Source organism: Nostoc sp., assembly GCF_036917155.1.
GTDB lineage: Bacteria > Cyanobacteriota > Cyanobacteriia > Cyanobacteriales > Nostocaceae > Nostoc.
The window spans coordinates 1-23,813 of record NZ_JBALDZ010000120.1 but is presented as its reverse complement, the minus strand read 5'-3'; the positions used below and the strand labels follow the sequence as shown (position 1 = coordinate 23,813).

Below are 23,813 nucleotides of genomic sequence, written 5' to 3'. Positions count from 1 at the left end.
AACTCGTAACTCCCAACTCCTAACTTTTGTTAGGTTTGTTTTTCTAGCTCGGCTTTCATCCGTTCTAAAGTGAGGTGCATTTGGTCAAACATTTGTTGCGGGGTTACACCGAACTGACCTAATTGTGTTTTCAGTTGTTCTACTGTCATTTGCGCCATAAAATCTTCTGATAACTCGAAGCGCTTCATGAAGATGCGGTATCGATCCATCATGGTTTCCATTTGCTCAATAAACAGCTTTTTGCCTTCGCGGTCAAATTTGCCGTAGCCGTTGCCAAGCTTGATCAGCGCTTGATAATCCTCAAACAGCTGTTTTGCTTCTTGTTGAACTATCTCAGAATCGAAGAATCCCATATTGCTTATATTAAACTGAGCGCCCAGACTCAGCAGCTTAATAGTTTTACTTCTATTTATTATTTTAGTCTAGGAGAGTAATCTAGTCACGAAGCTTCGGTTTTAGTACGGTTTGTTACCGAAATTTCAACACTTGACTTGAGAACGTTTCCCATTACTAAATCGACTTAATAAAGCTGCAATACTCAGAGCTTTAGCCATTGATTTCGGATTAGTGTTTTCACCCGGTTGAATTTTCAGTCCGGAAGCGTATTTTAGAGCTAGTGAATCTTGCGGGTTAAGTTTTAATGCTTGGCGGATGTAAACCCTGGCCATACCGATAAATTTCTGTTTTAGATGTACTAAACCTAATAAGGCATAATAGTTGCTGTTGTTTGGCTCTAACTTGATGGCATCGCGCAGTTCTTGCACGGCTAGGGGCCAGCTGGCTAGCCTGACGTACTCAATAGCTCGCTGGTAGTGACGTTGAGCGTAGTTTGTCAAAATTGGTTGGACATTAGCTTTTTCATCTAATGTCAATTCCACTGGCTTGATTTCTACTTCCGAGATGATGGGAATAGTTTTTTGCGGCAAAAACAGGTCAGGTTTATGCAACTGTAGGTAAACTAAATTCAGTATACTAATTTGTTGTGTAACTTGATAAAACTGATGGAGTGATTTGTATTGAGCTTCTGCATAAGAGGCGATCGCTTCTTCGTAAAACAATTGTGCTTGAGGTGGAGACATTTCCCTAATTTCCTCAGCTATGGTATTTTGGGCACACAAAGCTTGCTGTTGTAACACTCTTGCGTCCGATCGCAGCATGGCTATGGTAATCAAGCGCTTGTGTCGATGTTTGAGTTGTTCATAAGCTGGATTGATTAAATAGCTAAGTATTGCCGTTGCTAATTGTTGGTCTGGATTGCAGCCTTTGGCATAGCGATCGGGATGTAGCAGCTTTGCTAAAGTGTGATAGCGTTTAAAAATCTGGCGATCGTCAGCACTGACAGAAATTCCTAGCACAGCGTAAGGATCGCAAAGCTGTTCAAGCCATTTTGGTGGTAGGAAAATCTGTGACATCGTAGTAATCGATCCGTTGAAAACTTAAAATTAGCATCAAAGCTCAATGCACAGTCATGTGAAACTTACTCAAATTTATTCAAATTGTTTTCCTTAAAGCTTGAGGGCAGCCATGCGTTCTTCTCAACGAGACGCTACGCGAACATTTTTAATTGTTTCTGCGCCTTTTGACTGTCTTATTGTAGAAACTATGGTGTTGGTAGATTTATTAGAAATATGTTCACTAAGCGCAAAAGCCGAAGTATTGCTGCTGTTCTAGCTTTTTCTGGCACGCTGACAATTTCAGGATTACATAAATTCTATCTGGGACAGCCGCTATGGGGCGTTTTGTATGTGTTGCTTTCCTGGACGCCTATCCCCAAGGTAGCCAGTGCGATTGAGGGAGTTTGGTATTTAGCCCAAGACGAAGAAGCTTTCGATCGCAATTTTAATCTAGGGAAGTCAGCAGCAAGGAACTCACAAAAGGTGATTAATCAGGTAGGAGCGATCGCTGATGCAATGCGTGAATTAGATGCTTTGCGTCAGGATGGACTAATTTCAGAGTATGAATTTGAGCAAAAGCGCCGCCAATTGCTAGACCAGATTTCTTGAGGTGAGCAATAATCATGAATAACTGGCTACCTTTAAACTCCAGGCTGCAAAAACTCCGCGCCAAGCTCCTCAACGATCCCTACTATCGCCTACAATCTGGGGAAGAAATTCAGATAGCGGCCCAATTAGGTATTCGCATTGATGCTAATCAAGCGACTGTAGATGATTGGTTACGCTTACCAGGTTTGTCAATTCACCAAGCGCGATCGCTTGTGGAACTTTCACGTTCGGGTGTTAAATTTTACTGTATTGAAGATATCGCTGCGGCTTTAGGTATGCCAGCGCCGCGCCTGGAGCCATTAAAGCCTCTGCTGAATTTTATTTACTATGACCACGAATCTTTAGAAAGTCCTACCCATTTAGTTAACCCAAACACAGCAACCGTTGAAAAGTTAGCACAAATTCCATTTATAGATTTGTCTCTGGCGGAAGCAGTGGTGCAAAATCGGCAATCAGCCGGGCCTTACCGTAACCTGGCTGATTTCCAACGACGCTTGGATTTAACTGGGGATGCGATCGCTCAGATGATGTATTATTTAACATTTTAAGTTTAAAGTGTAGGGCTTCTTGTTTGTATGCAATACACTTTGACCTCTCTCCTAAAAGGCTATGCGTTACCCACATCTTTCTTTACAATCTTGAAACCCATGTCCTATAACCATCTTAGACACTGAGAATTTAGGTATACTTGACAAATTCGCTTTTAATCTTCTCGTTAAAACTGCGTTTTTATTGAGAATGAACAACGAACGAATCAGGGTTATAAAAACCTGAGTCAAGACTTTCGCAAATGTTAAGAAAGATCCGGGTAATGGATAGCCTAAAAGGAGAGAGGCTTTGAATCTTACTCCCCAACGCTAGTAGGGAAGGGGTTGGGGGTTAGGTCTGTATTAGACTCAACTGAGAAGTTCCATAACTCCTAACTCCTAACTCCTAACTCCTAACTATTTAAATAAACCCAATGCGATCGAGAGGCCAAAAGCGAAATGTTGCCCGACCGATGACATTTTTTCTGGGTAAAAAGCCCCAATAGCGAGAGTCATTACTATCGTTACGGTTATCTCCCATAACAAAAAATTCATTTTCTGGGACTTTCACTGGTCGATATGGCTGATTTGGGGGTTCAGCGATGTAGTCTTCTGCCAAGGCTTGACCGTTGAGGTAGACTTTGCCAGAATCAACACTAATTACCTCACCAGGCTCACCAATAACCCGCTTGATGAAGGCTTGGTCTTTGGGATATCCTCGACGTTGTAGTTCTGCGGGTGGCTGAAAAACAATAATATCCCCAGTTATGGGAGGGTGAAAATGGTAAGAGATTTTTTCAACTACCAAGCGATCGCCTGTATGCAAGGTAGGCAACATCGAGTCAGAAGGTATATAGCGGGGTTCAGCGATAAAAGTTCTAATCAGGAATGCCAAACACAGTGCGATCGCAATTAAAATCAGATTTTCTTGCGAACTACGCCATACTTTTAACGATGCACGTTCTTCTTTTGCATCACTTTCGTGAGGAACCATAAAAATTTCTAGCCACTTTCAGAAGTTAGACAAATACCTTGATTATTGTGACTCAAAAGGTATATGTAAGAGGAAAACTGGGTTTAGAGTCAACCAATACAGATATTAAATAATACACTGAGTTGCAAGAAAATATATTCTGATCTATATTGTTAAGTCATATTACATAAAATCAATCAAAACTTAAATGTACTTTTAAATACAAGAATCTAGTTGAATAAAGTATCACTAGTAAAAAATACTACATTCTAAATCTAGATTTGAATGCTTTAATAGTATACGTGCCATACTAATTTCGATTTTAATAAATTGCTTATATATATGCGATTAAGTTCCGTAATTACACGGTGACAACGCACATTGAACTGTACTATTAATTAAGATATAAATATCTTTAAATTATCGAGAAAAACATTAGCAGACAGAAAGCTACTAGCAATTTCGGCTAAAGTGTCAGCATCTACAAAGAGAACTAAGCTGCTGATAGAATTATTTTTGCTGAATGAGCCAAAAGTATCTAGATTAACGAATAAGTGCCCCTTGGCAATGAGAAACTATATTGAATCAATTTTCGTCTGCCTATTTCATAGAAAGTACAAGGGAACATTCTGTCAGTTGAAAACTTAACTTTTTCTTAAAAAGGAAGCAATGGCAGCAGGCAGTAGAATATATCCTATCAAGAATAGAACTAATAATTGACTAGACTCTTTTTTGAAAGATACTCCGCCCCTTGTAAGTAGTTTTGGATGTTAATCAAATAACTCACTAAGTTGTAAATTATACAGCTTTCCTGTCAGAAAATCTGACTATCTTCTCGATTTTAAATTTCCGTTAGTCCCAATTCCAATTTTCGGGATTACCAGAAAACAATTCTATCTAAAATATCTAAAAAAAATGTGCTATGACGTACCGTCATAACCGTGGTTGATGGTTCGATCTTTGAAGGAGCTATGAGGTGGAAAATAATAAGTCGTTTCTGTGGCCAGAAGGAATATTAATTGCGCTGCTTGCATTAGGTGGGGTTTTTAGTCTTGCTTTCATGATGCTTCTCAGACCAAATGCTTCGGAGGCTCAGAGTAGACAAAGTATAAATATCAAAGATGTAACTGCAAACGTAGGAACTCAGCAGCGCATTGAGAAATTAAAGGCGGCGATGCTTACAAGTTGGCAGCAAGAAGCACAAACAAAGGGTTTAGCCTACCCTGTACCATCAAGCTTTCAAGGGGCAATAATTGAGTCCGTAAAACTCACTCAAAATGAGAAAGTAATTGCTCTCACCTTTGATGATGGACCTTGGCCTGAAACTACAGAGCAAGTACTAGATATCCTGAAATCAAATAATATCAAAGGGACGTTTTTTGTCGTCGGACAGAACCTAAAAAATTATCCAGAGTTAGGAAAGCAAATTGTTGCTCAAGGTCACGTCATTGCTAACCATACTTGGCATCACTGGTATCACTTCTTAAATCCACAAGCAGCAGCTTTTGAAATAGATCGCACAGAAGACCTAATTTATCAAGTTACAGGTGTTAAAACAAATCTCTTTCGACCGCCTGGTGGCTTCTTGCACAATGGATTAGTTGCTTATGCTAAAGGCCAAAAATATGCTGTGGTGATGTGGTCAGCTGACTCCACAGACTACAAACAGCCAGCTGTACCAAAATTGATCGATAACGTGATTAGAGATTCAAAACCTGGTGGAATTGTTCTAATGCATGATGGTGGTGGGAACCGTTCTCGAACTGTACAAGCTTTACCAGAAATTATTAGCAACTTCAGAAAGCAAGGCTATCGCTTTGTGACTATTCCAGAACTTTTAGAAATTCAAGATACAGACCAAAAGTTGCTTACTAACAAAAAGCAATAATTATTAATTGTGAGTAATTAGCTAAAAACTAAAATTATGTTTTTTTGGTTAATGACAACAAACTTAATTTCGCGCGCATAACTGTGTTACACGAGGAATGCCAAACACGGTTTTTTCGTCCTCAGCTAACGCTCTGATTTGAGCAATCGTCTGGTCAATCTCCTCTTTTGTTATCAGTTCAGCTTCGATTAGAGCATCAGCTGCCTCAAATAGTGACAAATCGATTAGATGCTTGTCATACTCTCGCAATGCAACAGGTTGAACTAAACAAACGGACATTGTGACTAATCCAATATCCTGAAAAACCCGATTTGAAGAAGAATTCAGCTATTCTGAATTCAGGAGTCAGAATCAATCAGTGGGGGATTCAGACCCGCCACTGATTGAAGACCACTAAATCTTCGATTTAGTGGGGGTCTTAAACCCCTTGATTCATCAGCCAGTCGCACAAAAAACATTGCTGAATTCTGGCTCCTGACTCCTGAATTCTGTTTTGATAAAGTAGCTCCAAGCCTAAGCGCCTAACTCCTCAGTAGCAAATGTATAGGGGTAATCCTGTGTCATTTTTTCCAAAAAATGTAATGTCAAATTGGAGCAATTATAAACTTAATTGGTTTAGGGAAAAAGGGTAAGAGGTAAATTTAAACCCTTTCCCCTTTAATTATTCACGCCCACTTCACTTAATGACTACTAGTCACTAAACTGAACTCAGTTGTTGTTTTTTCAGGATTAGCTTCTGGACTATCAGCTTCAGAAGGTGGGACTAACTGCCAGAATTTCGGCAAAAATTCTTGCCAGTTTTGCAGAATTTTCTTTGCCTTTGGTGAACCAGTTCGTTCCGCATGAGTTTGGATTAACTCTTGCAGTTGTTTGGCACCTACTTCTGTAATCACCCGCTGAATTTTGACAATTTCCGGGTTGACTAACTCACGAAATGAGTCCTCTTCATCCAAGAAGTATGCCAGTCCACCAGTCATTCCAGCTGCTATGTTACGTCCTACTTTACCGAGGACGACAATCACACCACCTGTCATGTATTCACAGCAGTGATCCCCAGCGCCTTCAATTACTGCTATGCCTTTGGAGTTTCTCACAGCAAAGCGCTCTCCTGCTAGTCCATTGGCAAATAACACGCCGCCAGTAGCACCATAGAGGCAGGTATTGCCAACTATCACGTTTTGTGATGGGTTATAGGTGGCAGCAGTTGGAGGTTTGATGATGATTTCACCACCATGCATCCCTTTACCTACGTAGTCGTTTGCTTCTCCTTCTAGGCTCAGAATTATGCCGGGAAGATTAAAAGCACCAAAGCTTTGCCCAACACTACCTGTGAAGTTGAGATTAATTTGTCCTTCAAAACCGCTGTCACCGTATTGAGAAGCGATCGCACCCGCTAATCTTGTGCCTACTGTTCTGTCAGTATTGACAATCGGGTAAGTCTTAGTAACAGTAGACTGATCCCTAATAGCAGCCTGAATTTCGGCATCGGCAAGAAACTTGTCATCTAAAACCACGCCATTGCTGTGGACTTCTTCATGCACCAACCAGCTACGATTGTTTTTGCTATTTGGTAACTGAAGTAAACAGTCGAGATTCAGCGATCGCGTTTTGGTGAGTTTTGCTTCTGGGCGCAGTTTTAACAAATCTGCACGTCCAATGATTTCTGACAAAGAACGGTAGCCAAGTCGGGCTAACAAACTACGCACTTCTTCGGCTATGAAGTAGAAGAAGTTGACAACTTGTTCGGGTATTCCCGTAAACCGCTTACGGAGTTCTTCTTTCTGAGTAGCAACACCCTTCGGGCAGGTATTTAGGTGGCAAACTCGCGCCATGATACAGCCTTCAGCAATCATGGCGACGGAGCCGAAACCAAATTCTTCACCGCCCATCAATGCACCTATTACCACATCCCAGCCACTCTTGAGTCCACCATCTACGCGTAAGATCACGCGATCGCGCAGGCTATTTTCCATCAAAACCCGATGCACTTCACTTAAACCGAGTTCCCACGGTGAACCAGCGTGTTTAATAGAGCTAAGTGGCGATGCACCTGTACCACCATCATGACCGGAAATCTGAATGATATCAGCGTTGGCCTTAGCTACACCAGCTGCGATCGTGCCAATGCCAACTTCTGATACTAGCTTCACTGACACCTTTGCTTTGGGATTAATTTGGTGCAGATCAAAAATCAGTTGTGCTAGGTCTTCAATAGAATAGATATCGTGGTGCGGTGGTGGCGAAATCAGCGTCACGCCTGGCTTAGAGCGCCTTAACATCGCAATGTATTGGCTCACCTTTGGCCCTGGCAGTTGTCCACCTTCCCCAGGTTTAGCACCTTGGGCAATTTTGATTTCAATTTGTTTGGCGTTGACGAGGTACTCTGGCGTAACACCAAAGCGTCCCGATGCAACTTGTTTAATAGCACTATGAGCTACATCGCCATTTCGCAATCCTTTTAAATGAGGTAGGGTTGGCGAGTGACCAGACTCGTCTACATCATCTAGAACTGTATAGCGTACTGGATCTTCGCCACCTTCTCCAGAATTGGATTTACCACCGATGCGGTTCATGGCGATCGCTAAAGTTTCATGGGCTTCTCTTGACAAAGCACCTAAAGACATGCCACCGGTGCAGAAGCGTTTGACTATTTCATATACCGATTCCACTTCTTCTAGAGGAATCGGTGAGGCATCGCCTTGGAAGTCCAGTAAATCCCGCAAGGCTGTTACTGGTCTACCTTGGAGGTGCTTTTTGTAAACTTCGTAGTGGTTGTAGCCGTTGCCATCTAGGGCTTTATGCAGCGCCTTCACCATTTCTGGGTTATTGCTATGGTATTCACCACCAGGACGGTATTGCACAAAGCCCAGGTTTTCTAACTTATTGGTCGTCAGTTCTGGGAAAGCCTGGCTATGGAAGGACAGCACTTCATCAGCGAGTTCACTCACACTCAAACCACCAATGCGGGAAGTCGTACCACGGAATCCCAATTCGATTAAATCTCCACCGATGCCAATAGCTTCAAAGATTTGGGCTGCTTGATAGCTGGAGAGCAGAGAAATTCCCATTTTGGAGAGAATTTTTAGCAAACCTGACTCTACTGATTTGCGATAGTTTCCTAAAGCTTGTTCTAGGGTAAGGGTGGGAATTTTTTGCACACCCATTAACTTTTGGGTTTTGGGATCAGACCACCAATCACGCACCGTATCTAAAGCCATATACGGGCAAACTGCGCCAGCACCATAGCCAATCAGACAAGCAAAGTGATGGGTACTCCAGCATTGAGCAGTATTGACAATCAGGGATGTTTTCATTCGCAACCCTTCCCGAATCAGGTGGTGATGCACCGCACCCACTGCTAATAAGGGAGGAATGTAGGTATATTCTGTGTTGATACTGTCATTGACGCGTTGGCGTAGCCCGCCGTAGGCATCGCTTAATATTAAAATCTTTGCACCTGCCCGGACTGACTCAGCGGCTTGTGCTTGTAAAGATTGCACAGCGGCTTTCAATCCTTCTGGGCCATTGGCGATCGCAAATAGGGTTGATAACTCAGCCGTGGCAAATCCTGACAGCTTAATTGCCTCTAGTTCATCATCCGTCAACACTGGCGATTCAAGTTTCAATCTCCGGGCATATTCTGCTTTGGGTTCTAATAAATTACCTCGTTCCCCCAGTTCGACTTTCAGAGACATGACTAGCTTTTCCCGCAGGGGATCGATCGCTGGGTTAGTTACCTGAGCAAAGCGCTGTTTAAAATAGTCATAAAGCAAGTGAGGCTTTTCTGACAGCACTGCTAAAGGAATATCATCACCCATGCAGAAAGTTGGTTCCGAACCTGCGATCGCCATTGGATGAATCACCATTTCCACATCTTCTATGGTGTATCCAAAGGCAGTTTGACGCTGAAGTAAGGTTTGCTTGTCAATAGTCAATTGTCCTTGGTCATTTGTCAATTGTCCTTTGCCATTGCCATTTGCTAATGACGAATGGCTAATGACCCCTTCGGGGTTCGCCAATCGCTCATGGGGGAGACCCCCAAGACCGCGTTGGCTCACCAATGACTTTAATTCTTGACGGTACTGTTGCAGCCATTCTCCATAAGGGTGCTGCTTGGCGATGCGCCCCTTAATATCCCAATTCTTCAGGACTTCATTTTTTTCTAAATCCACAGCAATCATTTGCCCTGGGCCGAGTCTACCTTTCTCGACAATATCGGCTTCTGGGAAGTCCATAACACCAGCTTCCGAAGCTACAACAATGTAATCATCTTTGGTGATCAAGTAACGAGCGGGTCTTAAACCATTACGATCTAGAGTTGCACCAACTTTTTTACCATCGCTGAATACTAAAAGTGCTGGCCCGTCCCACGCTTCTTGCAGACCACTGTAATATTCATAAAAATCAACAATTTCTGGATATTCACGTAAAGAAGGCTGATTTTGGTAAGCCTCTGGAACCATAATCATTAAAGCTTCCAAGGGGGTGCGTCCAGAGCAAACCAGCAATTCTACTACGTTATCTAGGGTAGCTGAATCGCTGTTATCAATATGAACTAGTGGCTTTAGCTCCTCGATGCGAGTCTCCTGCGGAGAGGCTGCGCCAACGTTCCATACAGGATGATTCAGGCTAGCTTCTCGTGCCATCATCCAGTTGATGTTACCCAATAAGGTATTGATTTCGCCGTTGTGCCCCAAAAGCCGCATCGGTTGGGCTAGGGGCCACTTGGGCATCGTATTGGTACTAAAGCGGCGATGATAGACAGCAAAGGCGCTTTTGTAAGCTGGATTTTTTAAATCGTCATAAAAGTTGCCCAAAACAGCAGAACGCACCATGCCTTTGTAGACAATTGTCCGGCTTGATAACGAGCAGATATAAAATTCTTCTGAGATTTTGGTTGCAATTTTACTAATTCGGCGGCGGGTAATATACAACTGGCGTTCCAATTCATCGCCGCTTTTGTCAACAGAAGCTAACAAAACTTGTTCAATTTGGGGTTGATTTTCTCTTGCTTGTATCCCCAGTAAATTAGATTGCACTGGCACTACTCGCCAACCCAATACAATCAATTTTTCTTCAGCAGCTACTTGCTCAACAGTTGCCCTAGCTTTTTGTGCTGCTTCTTGGTCTTGTGGTAGAAATATCATCCCCACAGCTATATTATCGGTGGATGGAAATTCCTTCCCCCTTTGGGCAAAGTCTTGTTGGAACAACTTCCAAGGTATTGCTGTCAACACACCAGCACCATCACCAGAGTCTTGATCGGCGCTACAACCTCCTCGGTGTTCTAAGCAGGTTAAAGCAGCTAAAGCTTTTTTGACAATTTCGTGGCTGGTATGATTCTGGCGATGAGCAATAAAACCTACACCACAGGCATCTCGTTCCTCTACTAACCACTTTTGCCCCTGATAGGTATCTCTTGAGTTGATATCCGCTGTGATTTTCTGGTCTTGATTCATCGGTTGATTATTCATACCCTGTTCCTGAAGTATTGAGTTACCAATTTTGCCACTTACGGGAAAATTTTTCTAAATTCCGCGATTGAGAAATATATAAGCACCGAAATTTAGGGAAAAAAATTTTAACTTCGGTCTTACTTTCGTCGTTCACCCGTGTTAGAATAGTTGCGTATTGTTTATGTATTTATGCGGTGTTAGACAAGCTACCTCCGCCAAGACATTATTTTTGCCCTGACAGTTTCTTTTTTATATTGTGAAGCTAAGTATTTTCTCAATCCCCTCTTTCCAGATGCACGTTAGTTACTCATAGAGCCTATTTCGGCTCACCTGAAACAAAACTAAAATTGAATGCTTTACTATGTTTTAAAGCTGAAATCATCCCGATCCTGCAATAAAATCAGCGTATTACAATATATACCCATTTGACAATTCCCATATTGTTGTTGTCTAGAGTTTTGCTGCTTACCACTTGCCACATATATTACTATTGACCATACCTAACTGATAGTAGCAACACTCAGTCAGGATTAAATATCTTAATCCAGTTTTGATAACCAAAACTACCGTGTATAGTATGGTTAGAATTAGTGCCAGTTAAAACACTTGATTGCAGTAGCTTTAGCGTCTAAATAAATTAGTTAATGTCTATAAGAGATAACTATCCAATATATAGAGTACCATGTTTATTCAAAAATAAAGTCATGTTTTCTTTATATTTGCCAATAATTAGTTAGTTTATACCTTGGGTGATAGGTTTCAAAAATACCTAGTAAATTATGGTAAAAATGCCGAATTGTTGCCAATCAGGAATTAGCGAACGCAAATTTTTTCGATCTACTGTGTCACCAATACTTTTGACAGTACTGTGCTTAATTACTACCTATCCTATCAACGCCCAGGAGTCCCTAAAAACCACCAAATCAACACCCAAGTTAATCTCACAGTCACCTGCACCTCCCGTAACAGGTTCGGCATCCTCTGGCAATCAAATTTCCCTCAATGGTCGGACTTTACCAGGAACTTGGTTGCAGCAACCTGGAAAATCTGGTCAGGTGACAACTCATCTCAGTGACGGAGCATTCAGGCAATTAATTGGAGTAAATTTCTTAAACAGTAGTAATTCTGCGAAGCAACCAATACAGTGGTTTTCGTCGGTGACAACGCCACAGGTGTTAGCCGCCAGGCTACTAGGAGCATATCGCTATCTGGACATTACTAATTTTGCTCAAACATCGGGATGGCAAATTCAAGCTAATGGTAACACTTTGGTGATTGCTACCCCCAAAACACAAATCACAAATATTGTTCAGAGCCAGGAACCTCTAGAGGCGAGTGCGCCTTTGCAACAGACTCGGATGCTTGTCGATTTAGATCGTCCCACTCCCTGGCAAGTTGCACAAGGTTCAGCGATCGCCAAACCCCAAACTCCATCTTCCGATCCAGATACACCAACCCCAAAATCCACCACACCGCCAAATCGAGAGTGGACAGTTACCCTGGATGGAATAGCCAATCCCGTTTTGATAGAACGCTATACCCCGAAGCCACCAGCAGCACCACCAACATTACTGCCAAATCTGCTCAAACAATTATTACCAGCTACACCAACAGAACCAATACCATCACCTCCTGAACCACTGATTCAAAAGGTGGAGGTGGTGAAAAACCAAACAATTATTAGTCTGAGCGTTCCCTTTGGTCTATCGCCTCAAGTTAGTACTGTCGCTAACCCCAATCGCCTGATTATCGATATTCGACCCGATCCTTTAGAAGAGCGGGATATTACTTGGGCCCCAGGATTGCGCTGGCGGCAACATTATGTCAACTTGGGCACAGAACGCTTTCCGGTGGTCTGGCTAGAAGTTAATCCCCGCAAATTTGGGCTAACCTTGAAACCTATGTGGGCTAGTGTTGATGGACTTGCGGGTACTGCTCCCTTAATTCAAACAGCACAACGTTACTTAGCTGTCGCTGGAATTAATGGTGGTTATTTTAACCGCAATAATAGATTGCCATTGGGTGCGATTCGTCGGGATAATCAATGGTTATCAGGCCCCATTTTGAATCGAGGTGCGATCGCTTGGAATGATTCAGGCCAATTTTACTTTGGTCGTCTCACCTTAGAAGAAACTTTAATCGCAGCAAATGACCAGCACCTACCAATTCTGTTTCTTAACAGCGGTTACATCCAGAGTGGCATTGCTCGTTATACTCCAGCTTGGGGATCAACTTACACGCCCCTGACGGATAACGAAATTATCTTAGTGGTACAGAAAGACCAAATTACTCAACAGTTACCAGGTGGCAAAGTTGGTAGCACAGCAGTTCCCATTCCCCAGGATGGCTACTTGTTAACCTTACGCGCTAATGCTACTAGTGCTGCCTCCCAGCTACCTATTGGAAGCACAGTCAGCATTTCCAGCGCCACTACTCCAGTTGATTTTAGTCGTTATCCCTACATTATCGGGGCAGGGCCGCTATTAGTCCAAAATCGTCAAGTTGTCCTTGATGCCAAAAGCGAAAAATTCAGTAATGCCTTTATTGCCGAAAAAGCTATTCGTAGCGGTATTTGCACAACGACAACAGGCACACTAATGATTACTGCCACCCATAATCGTGTCGGCGGTTATGGGCCCAATTTGGCAGAACACGCCCAATTGATGCAACTCATGGGCTGTGTAGATGCCCTAAATTTGGATGGTGGTAGTTCTACCAGCCTTTATTTAGGAGGGCAACTACTCGATCGATCGCCTAGTACCGCTGCTCGTGTTCACAACGGAATTGGTATTTTCCTACAACCACGAAAATGAGGTAATAGAAAAAAACTCAATCCCCAGTCCCCAGTCCCCAGTCACTTTTTAAAGTTTAGAACAAGCTGCCATTTTGCTTGATGAAGACTTGGTGTAAACATCAGAATTTTAGTAGTGATAGTTTACACCATCAGGTTTGATTTTGCTATGTTTATCAAAGTGCGACAAAATTGCTGATTTTCAAGGTTGCAAGATAACGCCAGATTTTTTATCAATAGTTAAGAGTACCAACGGTTTGTTATGTCTTCAAATGAGGTAACTATGGCTCGATATCAAGAAACTACACAGACTGAAACTCTACACCTAACTCCAGCCATCACTTCTAGAGGCGTTGCTGCAACTGAATTACGTCCTTGGGGTGCTTTTACAGTTTTGGAAGAAGGGCGGGGATACAAAATTAAGCGCATCGAAGTTAAGCCAGGACACCGCCTCAGTCTACAAATGCACCATCACCGCAGTGAACATTGGATTGTTGTCTCTGGTACAGCTAGAGTAGTTTGTGGGGAGAAAGAAGTCTTACTGAGTAATAATGAGTCAACTTATGTACCCCAATGTACATCTCATCGTTTAGAGAATCCTGGCGTGATCCCCTTGGTGTTGATTGAAGTCCAAAATGGCGAATACTTGGGAGAAGATGATATTATCCGCTACCAAGATGACTATGCCCGTACCAAAGATTAAAACCAAAATAACGCTATTAAAGCTTTAATCCCAAAGATAATTCGTGTAAACCGTCTTTGTAAACGAACTACTACACCCCAGAAGTCCCTACCTAGTTAAGGTGGGGACTGAAATATGTTAGTGTTATAAATGTAGTAATAGCGATCGCGCTCATGCCTTGAGTGATTTGGAATTTTGCAGAAGCAAGGGTCAACCCATCTGTAAAATAGACGATGGGGTATTCAATTGCAAAAAACGAGTTCCATGATTCATCTGAGTCAAGCAGCTGTGAGTGAGATTGGGCGCATAAAGTCCAAACAACAGCCAAATGTCTTGTTTCGATTGGCAGTAAAAGCAGGTGGTTGTTCCGGGTTATTTTACGATATGTCCTTCGATGAAGCAATAAAAGTTGGCGACCAGGTTTTCGACTTGGATGAAATTCAAGTAGTTATAGATGCCGCAAGCTTAAATTACCTCAACGGTTTGAGGGTGGATTATTCAGAAGACTTAATGGGTGGTGGTTTTCGCTTCCACAATCCCCAGGCGATCGCTACCTGTGGCTGTGGCAATTCCTTTTCCTTAAGTCATTAGTGATTGAGTATTAGTCAAAAAACAGATGTTCAATCACTAAGGAAAAATCACAATTGACATAAAGCCGTAAAAAAAGATATAATCAGGATTTGTTAAAACTTAGACCATAAGCAGCTTTACGCGCTGTAACTCATGCCAACAATACAGCAGCTAATACGAAATGAGCGCGAACAAGCGCGTCAGAAAACCAAGTCCCCTGCTCTGAAGCAATGCCCCCAACGTCGGGGAGTTTGTACCAGAGTATACACGACCACACCAAAAAAGCCTAACTCAGCCCTACGCAAAGTAGCAAGAGTCAGACTTACCTCTGGATTTGAAGTTACAGCTTACATTCCAGGGATTGGTCACAACTTACAAGAACACTCAGTTGTGATGATTCGTGGCGGTCGGGTTAAGGATCTACCAGGCGTGAGATACCACATTATTCGTGGCACCCTAGATACAGCCGGAGTCAAAGACCGCAAGCAAGGCCGTTCCAAGTATGGAACCAAGCGGCCCAAAGAAGCGAAAAAATAGGATTGGGCGATTAATCGCATCCAACACGATTAATCGTCTACCTTAAAAGCATCGCCGTCTGTGTTCTAGCAGTAGTTATGTCTGTTTAAAAAAATCAAGCAAGCTACGCTACACCTACACTAAGCGAGCAAGTGTAGAAGTTCTGAAGAGAAGGCTGTAACCGACAGCGAATTTCTCATCTGAACATTAAAGTTTATAATCTTGTCGCCTTGAGTATTTAGTTGCAGGTAGCAAGTCAAACAATTTTAGATTTTAGATTTGCGATAGCGTAGCGTTAGCGAGTTATCGAGCGTCTTTTGGATTGGCTGAACCCACGAGGGAATGAGGCTTACAGACTTTTGATTTGTTCAGATCCTTGCGCTCGGAACATGTAACGAAAACTTTTAATCCAAAATCCAAAATCCAAAATCCAAAATTGGCAGTCAATAAGTCAGCCTTGCTGCAACGGTCGAAAAAATTGAGGAAGTCTGAGGGTTGGGTTCTACCGCTTTTAGTTTCCGGTGTCTGATAGCATATAATTTCGTTGCCAATTCCGAATTAAAGGTGAAGTATGTCTCGTCGTGGTGTTATTCAAAGGCGCCCAGTTCCGTCTGACTCTGTATATAACAGTCGCCTTGTCAGCATGATTATCAGACGGATCATGCGTCATGGGAAGAAATCGCTTGCCGCACGCATTGTTTATGATGCCTTAAAAACTATTGAAGAACGCACTGGTGCTGGTGCTTTGGAAACCTTTGAAAGAGCAGTGCGAAATGCCACGCCTTTAGTAGAAGTCAAGGCTCGGCGAGTTGGTGGAGCAACCTACCAAGTACCAATGGAAGTGCGTACAGAACGTGGCACTACCCTAGCACTGCGTTGGTTAGTGCAATATTCCCGCTCAAGACCAGGCCGGACAATGGCCAGCAAATTGGCAAATGAGTTAATGGATGCTGCTAACGAAACTGGCAATGCCATTCGCAAACGTGAAGAAACACACCGGATGGCGGAAGCTAACAAAGCATTTGCCCACTATCGTTATTAAGTAAAAAAGCGATATATCGCCTTGCCGAAGCGGTATATCGTAGATTTACACAAAAAGACGGTTTTCCGTAAAAGTATAGAATCTTAACAAAGAGTAATATACAAGATATCATGAGGCAAAAACTATAGGAGGTAGCTGTGGCACGCACGATCCCGCTAGAGAAAGTACGCAACATTGGTATTGCGGCGCATATAGATGCGGGCAAAACAACAACAACAGAGAGAATATTATTTTACTCTGGGATAATTCATAAAATTGGCGAAGTTCACGAAGGAACTGCCGTCACAGACTGGATGGAGCAAGAGCGGGAACGGGGAATTACCATTACTGCCGCTGCGATCAGTACCAGTTGGAAAGATCATCAAATTAACATTATCGATACTCCGGGTCACGTAGACTTCACAATTGAAGTTGAGCGCTCCATGCGCGTGTTGGATGGTGTAATCGCAGTATTTTGTTCTGTGGGCGGCGTGCAACCGCAGTCTGAGACAGTGTGGCGGCAAGCAGAACGCTACAAAGTTCCTCGGATCGCCTTTATCAACAAGATGGATCGCACCGGAGCGAACTTTTATAAGGTTCACGAGCAAATTCGCGATCGCCTGCGGGCGAATGCGATCGCCATTCAATTACCAATTGGTAGTGAAAACGACTTCCGAGGTATTGTTGACCTAGTACGGCAACGTGCGTATATTTACGCTAATGACCAAGGAACCGATATTCAGGAAACTGATATCCCAGAAGAACTACAAGCGCAGGTAGACGAATTCCGCACCAAGCTCATAGAAGCTGCGGCAGAAACCGATGATGCTCTAATGGCTAAGTACTTCGATGGCGAAGAACTTACAGAACAGGAAGTTCGGACTGCCCTGCGTAAAGGCACAATTGCGGGGACAATTGTACCAGTACTTTGTGGTTCGGCATTCAAAAACAAAGGCGTGCAATTGATGCTGGATGCCGTTGTTGATTACCTGCCAGCGCCAAGTGAAGTACCACCAATTCAAGGCTTACTGCCTAATGGCGATACTGTTGAGCGGCGGGCTGATGACAACGAACCCCTAGCAGCTCTGGCATTCAAGATTATGGCTGACCCTTACGGTCGCCTAACATTTGTTCGCGTTTATTCTGGTGTCCTGAAGAAGGGCAGCTACGTTCTCAACGCTAGTAAGAATAAAAAAGAACGGATTTCCCGCTTAGTTCTCATGAAAGCAGACGATCGGCAAGATGTCGATGAACTGCGAGCGGGTGATTTGGGAGCAGCTCTGGGATTGAAAGACACCTTGACAGGTGACACACTCTGTGATGATGGATCGCCAGTAATTCTGGAATCACTATTCATTCCTGAGCCTGTAATCTCGGTAGCGGTTGAACCCAAAACCAAGAACGACATGGACAAGCTGTCCAAGGCTCTGCAATCTCTCTCAGAAGAAGACCCCACCTTCCGTGTCCGCGTCGATCCCGAAACAAACCAAACCGTGATCGCGGGGATGGGAGAGCTACACCTAGAAATTCTAGTAGACCGGATGTTACGAGAATTCAAGGTGGAAGCGAATGTAGGTGCGCCGCAAGTAGCTTACCGAGAAACAATTCGGAAAGCTGTAAACAAAGTTGAGGGCAAATTCATCCGCCAAAGTGGTGGTAAAGGTCAATACGGTCACGTTGTGATCAATTTGGAGCCTGGAGAACCTGGTACTGGCTTTGAATTCGTTTCCAAAATTGCTGGCGGTTCAGTACCTAAAGAGTACGTTGGCCCCGCAGAACAAGGAATGAAAGAAAGCTGCGAATCCGGTGTTCTCGCTGGATATCCGTTAATTGACGTTAAAGCAACGCTAATTGATGGGTCATACCACGATGTAGACTCTTCAGAAATGGCTTTCAAAATCGCTGGCTCAATGGCGATGAAAGAGGCTGTGCTGAAAGCTTCACCCGTCCTCTTAGAGCCTATGATGAAAGTTGAGGTTGAAGTTCCTGAAGACTATATCGGGAACGTCATTGGCGACCTCATCGCCCGCCGGGGGCAAATTGAAAGCCAAAGCACCGAACAGGGACTTGCTAAGGTCGCATCCAAAGTTCCACTGGCGACCATGTTTGGCTACGCCACTGATATCCGGTCAAAAACGCAAGGTCGGGGTATCTTCACGATGGAGTTCAGCCACTACGAAGAGGTGCCTCGCAGCGTAGCTGAAACTATCATTGCAAAAAGCAAAGGGAACGCTTAGTTAAAATAAGGAAATGAGCATTCATGGCACGCGCAAAGTTTGAAAGAAATAAACCCCACCTCAATATTGGTACTATTGGCCACGTTGACCACGGTAAAACCACGTTAACAGCAGCCATTACTATGACCTTGGCAGCTCTTGGTCAAGCTATAGCTAAAGGCTACGATCAAATCGATAACGCGCCAGAAGAAAAGGCACGGGGTATTACCATCAATACCGCTCACGTTGAGTATGAAACCGAAAATCGGCACTATGCTCACGTAGATTGTCCAGGTCACGCTGACTATGTGAAGAACATGATCACCGGCGCGGCTCAGATGGATGGAGGCATCCTCGTAGTAGCTGCTACCGATGGACCTATGCCCCAGACCCGCGAACACATTCTGTTAGCAAAACAGGTGGGTGTTCCCAGTCTGGTTGTATTCTTGAACAAAGAAGACTTAATGGATGACCCAGAACTCTTGGAACTAGTAGAACTAGAACTAAGAGAACTGTTAACCAGCTATGATTTCCCTGGCGATGATATCCCCATTGTCAAAGGCTCTGGTCTGCAAGCTCTCGAAGCAATGACCAAGAATCCTAAGACCAAAAGAGGTGAAAATCCTTGGGTAGACAAAATCTACGAATTGATGGATGCTGTGGATTCTTTCATCCCCACTCCTGAGCGGGATGTTGATAAGCCCTTCCTGATGGCTGTAGAAGACGTGTTCACCATCACAGGTCGTGGTACTGTGGCGACTGGACGGATTGAACGCGGGAAAGTTAAGGTTGGCGATACTGTCGAGCTAATTGGTCTGAGAGACACTCGTAGTACCGCCGTCACCGGGATTGAGATGTTCAAGAAGAGCCTCGAAGAAGGTCTGGCTGGAGATAATGCAGGTGTACTACTGCGTGGTCTTAAAAAAGAAGATATTGAGCGCGGTATGGTGATAGCCAAACCAGGTTCAATTACACCTCACACTCAATTTGAAGGGGAAGTGTACGTCCTAACAGAAAAAGAAGGTGGCCGTAAGACTCCATTTTTCGCTGGCTACCGTCCCCAGTTCTATGTACGGACAACCGATGTAACTGGTACTATCAAAGGCTACACCTCAGATGAAGGTAAAGAAGTAGAAATGGTGATGCCAGGCGATCGCATTAAAGTGACAGTAGAATTGATCAACGCGATCGCTATTGAACAAGGAATGCGCTTCGCTATCCGCGAAGGTGGTCGCACCATCGGTGCTGGTGTTGTCTCCAAAATTTTGAAGTAGCACCTTTTTGCTCATAATGAAGGAGCAGAGATGGTATTTATTGTGCCTCTCTGCTCCTTTCTCTTCCTTTTTAATTAAAGGGAGTAGGGAATAGGGAGTAGGGAATAGGGAATAGGGAATAGGAAGAAGGCAAGCAATTTTGTCTCCCCCAACTCCCCACTCCCCACTCCCCACTTCCCAGTCCCCAGTAACCTAATTACGCAGAACCTGGAAAATTAAAGATGGCAACTCTACAGCAGCAGAAGATTAGAATTCGCTTACAAGCCTTTGATAGGCGCTTATTAGATACATCTTGCGAGAAGATTGTAGACACAGCTAACCGCACCAACGCTACAGCTATAGGCCCAATTCCTTTACCAACAAAACGCCGAATCTATTGTGTGCTGCGATCGCCTCACGTAGATAAAGATTCACGGGAACACTTTGAAACCCGTACTCATCGCCGGATTATTGACATTTACCAGCCCTCTTCTAAGACTATTGATGCCCTGATGAAATTGGATCTACCATCGGGTGTAGATATTGAAGTCAAACTTTAATTTAGTCATTAGTCATTGGTCATTTGTCATTGGCAAAGGACAAAGGACGAAGGATAAAAGACAAATGACATTAGTATGAATATTTACACAGCCCTGAAGAAATATATCTCAGGGCTTTTCTTTAGCTAGGAGACAAATGATAGAATGTAGAGAAAGTACGGGAAAAGCAGAGAAAAATTATTTTTTAAGATTAAGTTTATACCAAAGTAACAATGACATCATCTTCTAAAATTGCAGTTCGCGAATTACCTCTGTTCCCGTTACCCGAAGTAGTTCTGTTTCCTACCAGGCCATTACCTCTGCACATCTTTGAATTTCGCTACCGAATCATGATGAACACGATTTTGGAGAGCGATCGCAGGTTCGGGGTTTTGATGTTCGATCCAGTCAAAGGTACAATTGCAAACACTGGTTGCTGTGCCGAAATCATTCATCACCAGCGGCTACCAGATGATCGGATCAAGATGATGACTTTAGGGCAGCAAAGATTCCGTGTATTAGAGTATGTTCGTGAAAAGCCATACCGCGTTGGTTTAGTGGAGTGGATTGAAGACCAACCACCAACTAAGGATTTGCGACCTTTATCTTCTGAAGTAGAACAACTGCTGCGAGATGTTGTGCGTCTGTCAGCCAAGTTAACCGAACAAAATATCGAACTGCCAGAAGATTTACCCGATCTCCCAACAGAGCTATCTTATTGGGTAGCTAGTAACCTTTATGGTGTCGCCGCAGAGCAGCAGTTATTGCTAGAAATGCAAGATACTGTAACTCGTCTAGAGCGGGAAGCAGAAATTTTAACCTCTACTCGGAATCACTTGGCAGCTCGTGCTGTTCTCAAAGATACATTTAGTGAAAAGTGAGGGGTTAAGAGTTAGGAGTTAGGAGTGAAGAGTTAGGAGTTAGGAGTTAGGAGTGAAGAGTGAAGAGTTAGGAGTTAGGAGTTAGGAGTTAGGAGTTAGGAATAAATAACAAAAAATAAAAGATTGGCAACTTATAATTTATATTCCCTACCTGATAACTAATAACTTATAACTCCTAACTCCTAACTCCTAACTTATAACTCCTAACTCCTAACTCCTAACTTATAACTTATAACTCCTAATTCCTAACTCCTAACTCCTAACTCCTAACTCCTAACTTTCGACTCCTAACTTCTCAATTAACGGCGCTGATCGGCAAAACATTGTAAGCGCCAAGAATTTTTAAAACCTCTGTGTGGATAGTTAATTCTGCTAAAACAGATTGCATTTGTGCTTCCTTGGCATCCGCTTCTAAATCCATGAAAAACAAGTATTCGCCTAGCGATCGCTTCGTCGGACGAGATTCAATCCGACTGAGGTTAATCCCTAGTTGAGCAAATATTTGCAAAGGTTTGACTAATGCTCCGGGTGTGTTAGCAGGCATACTAAAAGCCAGCGATGTGTGACTAGTAGGCACTTTTGATGTCTGGTATCCAGTGTCCGTTTCACCCTGACTTACCACCCAAAAACGAGTAAAGTTTTCTGGATTGTCATTGATGCCACTAGCAAGTATCGGCAGGTTGTAGAGTTGAGCGGCTCTACTAGAAGCGATCGCAGCCGTTGTCGTTTCTTGCTCTAATCGCTGTAGTGCTTCGGTTGTGGAATTGCTGGGAATAATCTGTACAGTTGGCAGAAAACGCTCTAACCATCCCTGACATTGTGCCAAAGCTTGCGGGTGAGAGTAAACAGTTTTAATTTTATCTAAGCTAGACGCGCAAGAAATTAACGTATGGGCAATGGGTAATACCAAAGCCAACTGAATTCGCAAGCTGTCCAACTGCCAAAGTGTATCCAAGGTTGTGCTAACACTCCCTTCAATAGAATTTTCCACCGGCACAACAGCCAATTGTGCTTGACCATTAGCAACGGCGTGCAATGATTGGAAGATAGTGGGATAAGGGCTTAACATAGCTTCAACTCCCGTGCTTTTGTTTAGCCAGTTGACATAAAAAACAGCTGCTTGTTCTGTGTAAGTGCCGGGAGGCCCTAAATGTGCGATCGATAAAGTCATACTTTTAGCCTTGAGTTACAAGTTTAATCGGTAAACAGAGATATGATATTTTGGTCTTGGCAAATATATCCAATGTCTAATCCTACTAAGTAAGTCGGTGCTAATATTTCCAGCTATGTTAAGGAATTTTAATGTCGGGTGTGTTGTCGCCAAGCGCCGCACCTCAACAATCTCAGGTGCGTTGCTATAAGGCATAACACACTCTACAGCTAATTTATATTTCTTCATATACATTGAATTTTTCTCACCGACTTACTTAGACACTGTTAACACTGTTAGGTGTAAAATTTACGCACTAAACAAATAGACCAAAATATGTATCCAAGAAAATAAGTTATAGAAATTCAGTCTTTTGTCAGATAGATTTATTGGCAGTTTTTTGCTAGATTCTCCTGAAGATTTCTATTAGTTTCTACTTAGACAAAAATCATATTTTTGTTTTTATGTCAAGTATAAAATCCTAATCTATATTTAGTTCAATAAATATATTAATGAGCGTACCAACTTTTTGCCAATGATGTATACCTGATAAGTAAAAATCATTTTTACGGTCAATAAATTTTGTAATTTTCTAATAATCAGAACTAAGTTGTTAAAAAATATTAAAATTAAGAAACAGATATTTTTATTAGCTCATGGCTACCCGGTTTACTGCCTCCCAATCGGTTGAAATTGCTGTTCCAGAGCAGCCTATTCCGATTCAGCACTACTTACGTCAGCCCCAACGTCTGGTTAAGGCTTTAGTTGACAATAGCCGGATTCAGCAGCTTTCTGAGGAGGTATTTCGCTTGAAAATGCGTCCGCTTACTTTTATGTCACTGAGTATTCAACCTACTGTAGACATGAGAGTATGGGCAGAATCAAATGGAATAATTTATTTGCGATCGCTAGGCTGTGAAATTCTGGGTTTTGAGTATATTAACCAGCGCTTTGCTCTCAATTTAAAAGGGTATTTGTCTCCCCAAGAGTTTAGCACTGGCACTCGCCTGCAAGGAAGGGCTGATTTAGAGGTGCTGGTGGATTTCCCACCGCCATTTTCCTTTACTCCTAAGCCGATTTTAGAAGCTACTGGCAATGGTTTGCTCAAAAGCGTGCTGTTGTCAGTCAAGCAACGATTATTAAATCAACTTTTGGCGGATTATCGCTACTGGGTGATATCACAAACCAAAGATAGAGGACTTGACGGTGATAGTACTGAATTACCAATCCTGAATGCTGAGTAATTATTTCATCACCAAACACCTCGCCCCGTGGAAGCCCCCGGATTCATCCGTGGGGGCAAGGGGCAGGCGAATTTATTCGCCGTCACGTCTTTAAAAACCATAA

General features: G+C 43.1%; 19 protein-coding genes. 13 read left to right on the top strand and 6 right to left on the bottom strand.

The window, feature by feature from the left end; all coding sequences use genetic code 11:
- Window positions 1-29 precede the first annotated feature (29 nt).
- Window positions 30-353: a DUF1825 family protein gene (locus V7K67_RS16780; RefSeq protein ID WP_179067573.1), complete on the bottom strand. Its 324-nt coding sequence runs from the start codon at window positions 351-353 to the stop codon at window positions 30-32.
- A 126-nt stretch (window positions 354-479) separates the two neighbouring features.
- Window positions 480-1,412 carry a J domain-containing protein gene (locus V7K67_RS16775; protein ID WP_334731905.1) on the bottom strand — a complete coding sequence of 311 codons (933 nt, stop codon included), beginning with the start codon at window positions 1,410-1,412 and terminating at the stop codon, window positions 480-482.
- 216 nt (window positions 1,413-1,628) lie between these two features.
- Here V7K67_RS16775 and V7K67_RS16770 point away from each other — a divergent pair, with 216 nt between their 5' ends.
- Complete coding sequence (locus V7K67_RS16770; RefSeq protein ID WP_334706273.1) at window positions 1,629-2,003, top strand: NINE protein; 375 nt, start codon at window positions 1,629-1,631, stop codon at window positions 2,001-2,003.
- 14 nt (window positions 2,004-2,017) lie between these two features.
- Window positions 2,018-2,551: a ComEA family DNA-binding protein gene (locus V7K67_RS16765; protein ID WP_334731904.1), complete on the top strand. Its 534-nt coding sequence runs from the start codon at window positions 2,018-2,020 to the stop codon at window positions 2,549-2,551.
- Window positions 2,552-2,951: 400 nt separating this feature from the next.
- Here V7K67_RS16765 and lepB read toward each other — a convergent pair whose 3' ends face one another.
- Window positions 2,952-3,524 carry a signal peptidase I gene (gene lepB / locus V7K67_RS16760; protein ID WP_334731903.1) on the bottom strand — a complete coding sequence of 191 codons (573 nt, stop codon included), beginning with the start codon at window positions 3,522-3,524 and terminating at the stop codon, window positions 2,952-2,954.
- Between the two features lie 955 nt (window positions 3,525-4,479).
- Here lepB and V7K67_RS16755 point away from each other — a divergent pair.
- The gene (locus V7K67_RS16755) at window positions 4,480-5,391 is read left to right on the top strand and encodes a polysaccharide deacetylase family protein (protein WP_334731902.1); all 912 of its coding nucleotides are present in this window, start codon (window positions 4,480-4,482) and stop codon (window positions 5,389-5,391) included.
- Window positions 5,392-5,454: 63 nt separating this feature from the next.
- Here V7K67_RS16755 and V7K67_RS16750 read toward each other — a convergent pair whose 3' ends face one another.
- Together V7K67_RS16750 and gltB are read right to left on the bottom strand one after the other, a co-directional pair.
- A complete protein-coding gene (locus V7K67_RS16750; protein WP_334731901.1) occupies window positions 5,455-5,670 on the bottom strand; it encodes a hypothetical protein in 216 nt (71 codons plus the stop codon).
- Window positions 5,671-6,071: 401 nt separating this feature from the next.
- Entirely contained in the window at window positions 6,072-10,865 is a 4,794-nt protein-coding gene (gltB, locus tag V7K67_RS16745) for a glutamate synthase large subunit (protein WP_335167560.1), read from the bottom strand.
- Between the two features lie 770 nt (window positions 10,866-11,635).
- On the opposite strand from gltB, the gene V7K67_RS16740 reads away from it, so the two are divergent.
- The 9 genes from V7K67_RS16740 to V7K67_RS16700 all read left to right on the top strand — a co-directional run bounded on the left by V7K67_RS16740 (window position 11,636) and on the right by V7K67_RS16700 (window position 21,316).
- Window positions 11,636-13,660: a phosphodiester glycosidase family protein gene (locus V7K67_RS16740; protein WP_335167558.1), complete on the top strand. Its 2,025-nt coding sequence runs from the start codon at window positions 11,636-11,638 to the stop codon at window positions 13,658-13,660.
- A 261-nt stretch (window positions 13,661-13,921) separates the two neighbouring features.
- Window positions 13,922-14,341: a cupin domain-containing protein gene (locus tag V7K67_RS16735; protein WP_334706280.1), complete on the top strand. Its 420-nt coding sequence runs from the start codon at window positions 13,922-13,924 to the stop codon at window positions 14,339-14,341.
- 243 nt (window positions 14,342-14,584) lie between these two features.
- On the top strand, window positions 14,585-14,911 hold the full coding sequence (locus V7K67_RS16730) for a HesB/IscA family protein (RefSeq protein ID WP_335167589.1): 327 nt from the start codon (window positions 14,585-14,587) through the stop codon (window positions 14,909-14,911).
- A gap of 132 nt (window positions 14,912-15,043) precedes the next feature.
- Window positions 15,044-15,427, top strand: coding sequence for a 30S ribosomal protein S12 (gene rpsL, locus V7K67_RS16725; protein WP_012410236.1), 384 nt, complete (start codon window positions 15,044-15,046; stop codon window positions 15,425-15,427).
- A 550-nt stretch (window positions 15,428-15,977) separates the two neighbouring features.
- The gene (gene rpsG, locus V7K67_RS16720; protein WP_069070112.1) at window positions 15,978-16,448 is read left to right on the top strand and encodes a 30S ribosomal protein S7; all 471 of its coding nucleotides are present in this window, start codon (window positions 15,978-15,980) and stop codon (window positions 16,446-16,448) included.
- A gap of 137 nt (window positions 16,449-16,585) precedes the next feature.
- Window positions 16,586-18,664: an elongation factor G gene (gene fusA, locus V7K67_RS16715; RefSeq protein WP_179067582.1), complete on the top strand. Its 2,079-nt coding sequence runs from the start codon at window positions 16,586-16,588 to the stop codon at window positions 18,662-18,664.
- A gap of 23 nt (window positions 18,665-18,687) precedes the next feature.
- On the top strand, window positions 18,688-19,917 hold the full coding sequence (gene tuf / locus V7K67_RS16710) for an elongation factor Tu (protein WP_334706282.1): 1,230 nt from the start codon (window positions 18,688-18,690) through the stop codon (window positions 19,915-19,917).
- A 221-nt stretch (window positions 19,918-20,138) separates the two neighbouring features.
- A complete protein-coding gene (gene rpsJ, locus V7K67_RS16705) occupies window positions 20,139-20,456 on the top strand; it encodes a 30S ribosomal protein S10 (RefSeq protein WP_008232935.1) in 318 nt (105 codons plus the stop codon).
- 212 nt (window positions 20,457-20,668) lie between these two features.
- Window positions 20,669-21,316, top strand: coding sequence for an LON peptidase substrate-binding domain-containing protein (locus tag V7K67_RS16700; RefSeq protein WP_099099764.1), 648 nt, complete (start codon window positions 20,669-20,671; stop codon window positions 21,314-21,316).
- Window positions 21,317-21,611: 295 nt separating this feature from the next.
- On the opposite strand, the gene pheA is transcribed toward V7K67_RS16700, so the two are convergent.
- Window positions 21,612-22,487, bottom strand: coding sequence for a prephenate dehydratase (pheA, locus tag V7K67_RS16695; RefSeq protein ID WP_334731897.1), 876 nt, complete (start codon window positions 22,485-22,487; stop codon window positions 21,612-21,614).
- A 635-nt stretch (window positions 22,488-23,122) separates the two neighbouring features.
- Between pheA and V7K67_RS16690 the strand changes: the two genes are divergently transcribed.
- Entirely contained in the window at window positions 23,123-23,710 is a 588-nt protein-coding gene (locus tag V7K67_RS16690) for a DUF1997 domain-containing protein (RefSeq protein WP_179067585.1), read from the top strand.
- Window positions 23,711-23,813: the final 103 nt, after the last annotated feature.

What these genes read in the sequence shown, in the direction of transcription:
- V7K67_RS16780 (WP_179067573.1), bottom strand. Translation starts at nt 353, where the DNA reads ATGGGATTCTTCGATTCTGAGATAGTTCAACAAGAAGCAAAACAGCTG.
- V7K67_RS16775 (WP_334731905.1), bottom strand. Translation starts at nt 1,412, where the DNA reads ATGTCACAGATTTTCCTACCACCAAAATGGCTTGAACAGCTTTGCGAT.
- V7K67_RS16770 (WP_334706273.1), top strand. Translation starts at nt 1,629, where the DNA reads ATGTTCACTAAGCGCAAAAGCCGAAGTATTGCTGCTGTTCTAGCTTTT.
- V7K67_RS16765 (WP_334731904.1), top strand. Translation starts at nt 2,018, where the DNA reads ATGAATAACTGGCTACCTTTAAACTCCAGGCTGCAAAAACTCCGCGCC.
- lepB (WP_334731903.1), bottom strand. Translation starts at nt 3,524, where the DNA reads ATGGTTCCTCACGAAAGTGATGCAAAAGAAGAACGTGCATCGTTAAAA.
- V7K67_RS16750 (WP_334731901.1), bottom strand. Translation starts at nt 5,670, where the DNA reads ATGTCCGTTTGTTTAGTTCAACCTGTTGCATTGCGAGAGTATGACAAG.
- gltB (WP_335167560.1), bottom strand. Translation starts at nt 10,865, where the DNA reads ATGAATAATCAACCGATGAATCAAGACCAGAAAATCACAGCGGATATC.
- V7K67_RS16740 (WP_335167558.1), top strand. Translation starts at nt 11,636, where the DNA reads ATGCCGAATTGTTGCCAATCAGGAATTAGCGAACGCAAATTTTTTCGA.
- V7K67_RS16735 (WP_334706280.1), top strand. Translation starts at nt 13,922, where the DNA reads ATGGCTCGATATCAAGAAACTACACAGACTGAAACTCTACACCTAACT.
- V7K67_RS16730 (WP_335167589.1), top strand. Translation starts at nt 14,585, where the DNA reads ATGATTCATCTGAGTCAAGCAGCTGTGAGTGAGATTGGGCGCATAAAG.
- rpsL (WP_012410236.1), top strand. Translation starts at nt 15,044, where the DNA reads ATGCCAACAATACAGCAGCTAATACGAAATGAGCGCGAACAAGCGCGT.
- rpsG (WP_069070112.1), top strand. Translation starts at nt 15,978, where the DNA reads ATGTCTCGTCGTGGTGTTATTCAAAGGCGCCCAGTTCCGTCTGACTCT.
- tuf (WP_334706282.1), top strand. Translation starts at nt 18,688, where the DNA reads ATGGCACGCGCAAAGTTTGAAAGAAATAAACCCCACCTCAATATTGGT.
- rpsJ (WP_008232935.1), top strand. Translation starts at nt 20,139, where the DNA reads ATGGCAACTCTACAGCAGCAGAAGATTAGAATTCGCTTACAAGCCTTT.
- V7K67_RS16700 (WP_099099764.1), top strand. Translation starts at nt 20,669, where the DNA reads ATGACATCATCTTCTAAAATTGCAGTTCGCGAATTACCTCTGTTCCCG.
- pheA (WP_334731897.1), bottom strand. Translation starts at nt 22,487, where the DNA reads ATGACTTTATCGATCGCACATTTAGGGCCTCCCGGCACTTACACAGAA.
- V7K67_RS16690 (WP_179067585.1), top strand. Translation starts at nt 23,123, where the DNA reads ATGGCTACCCGGTTTACTGCCTCCCAATCGGTTGAAATTGCTGTTCCA.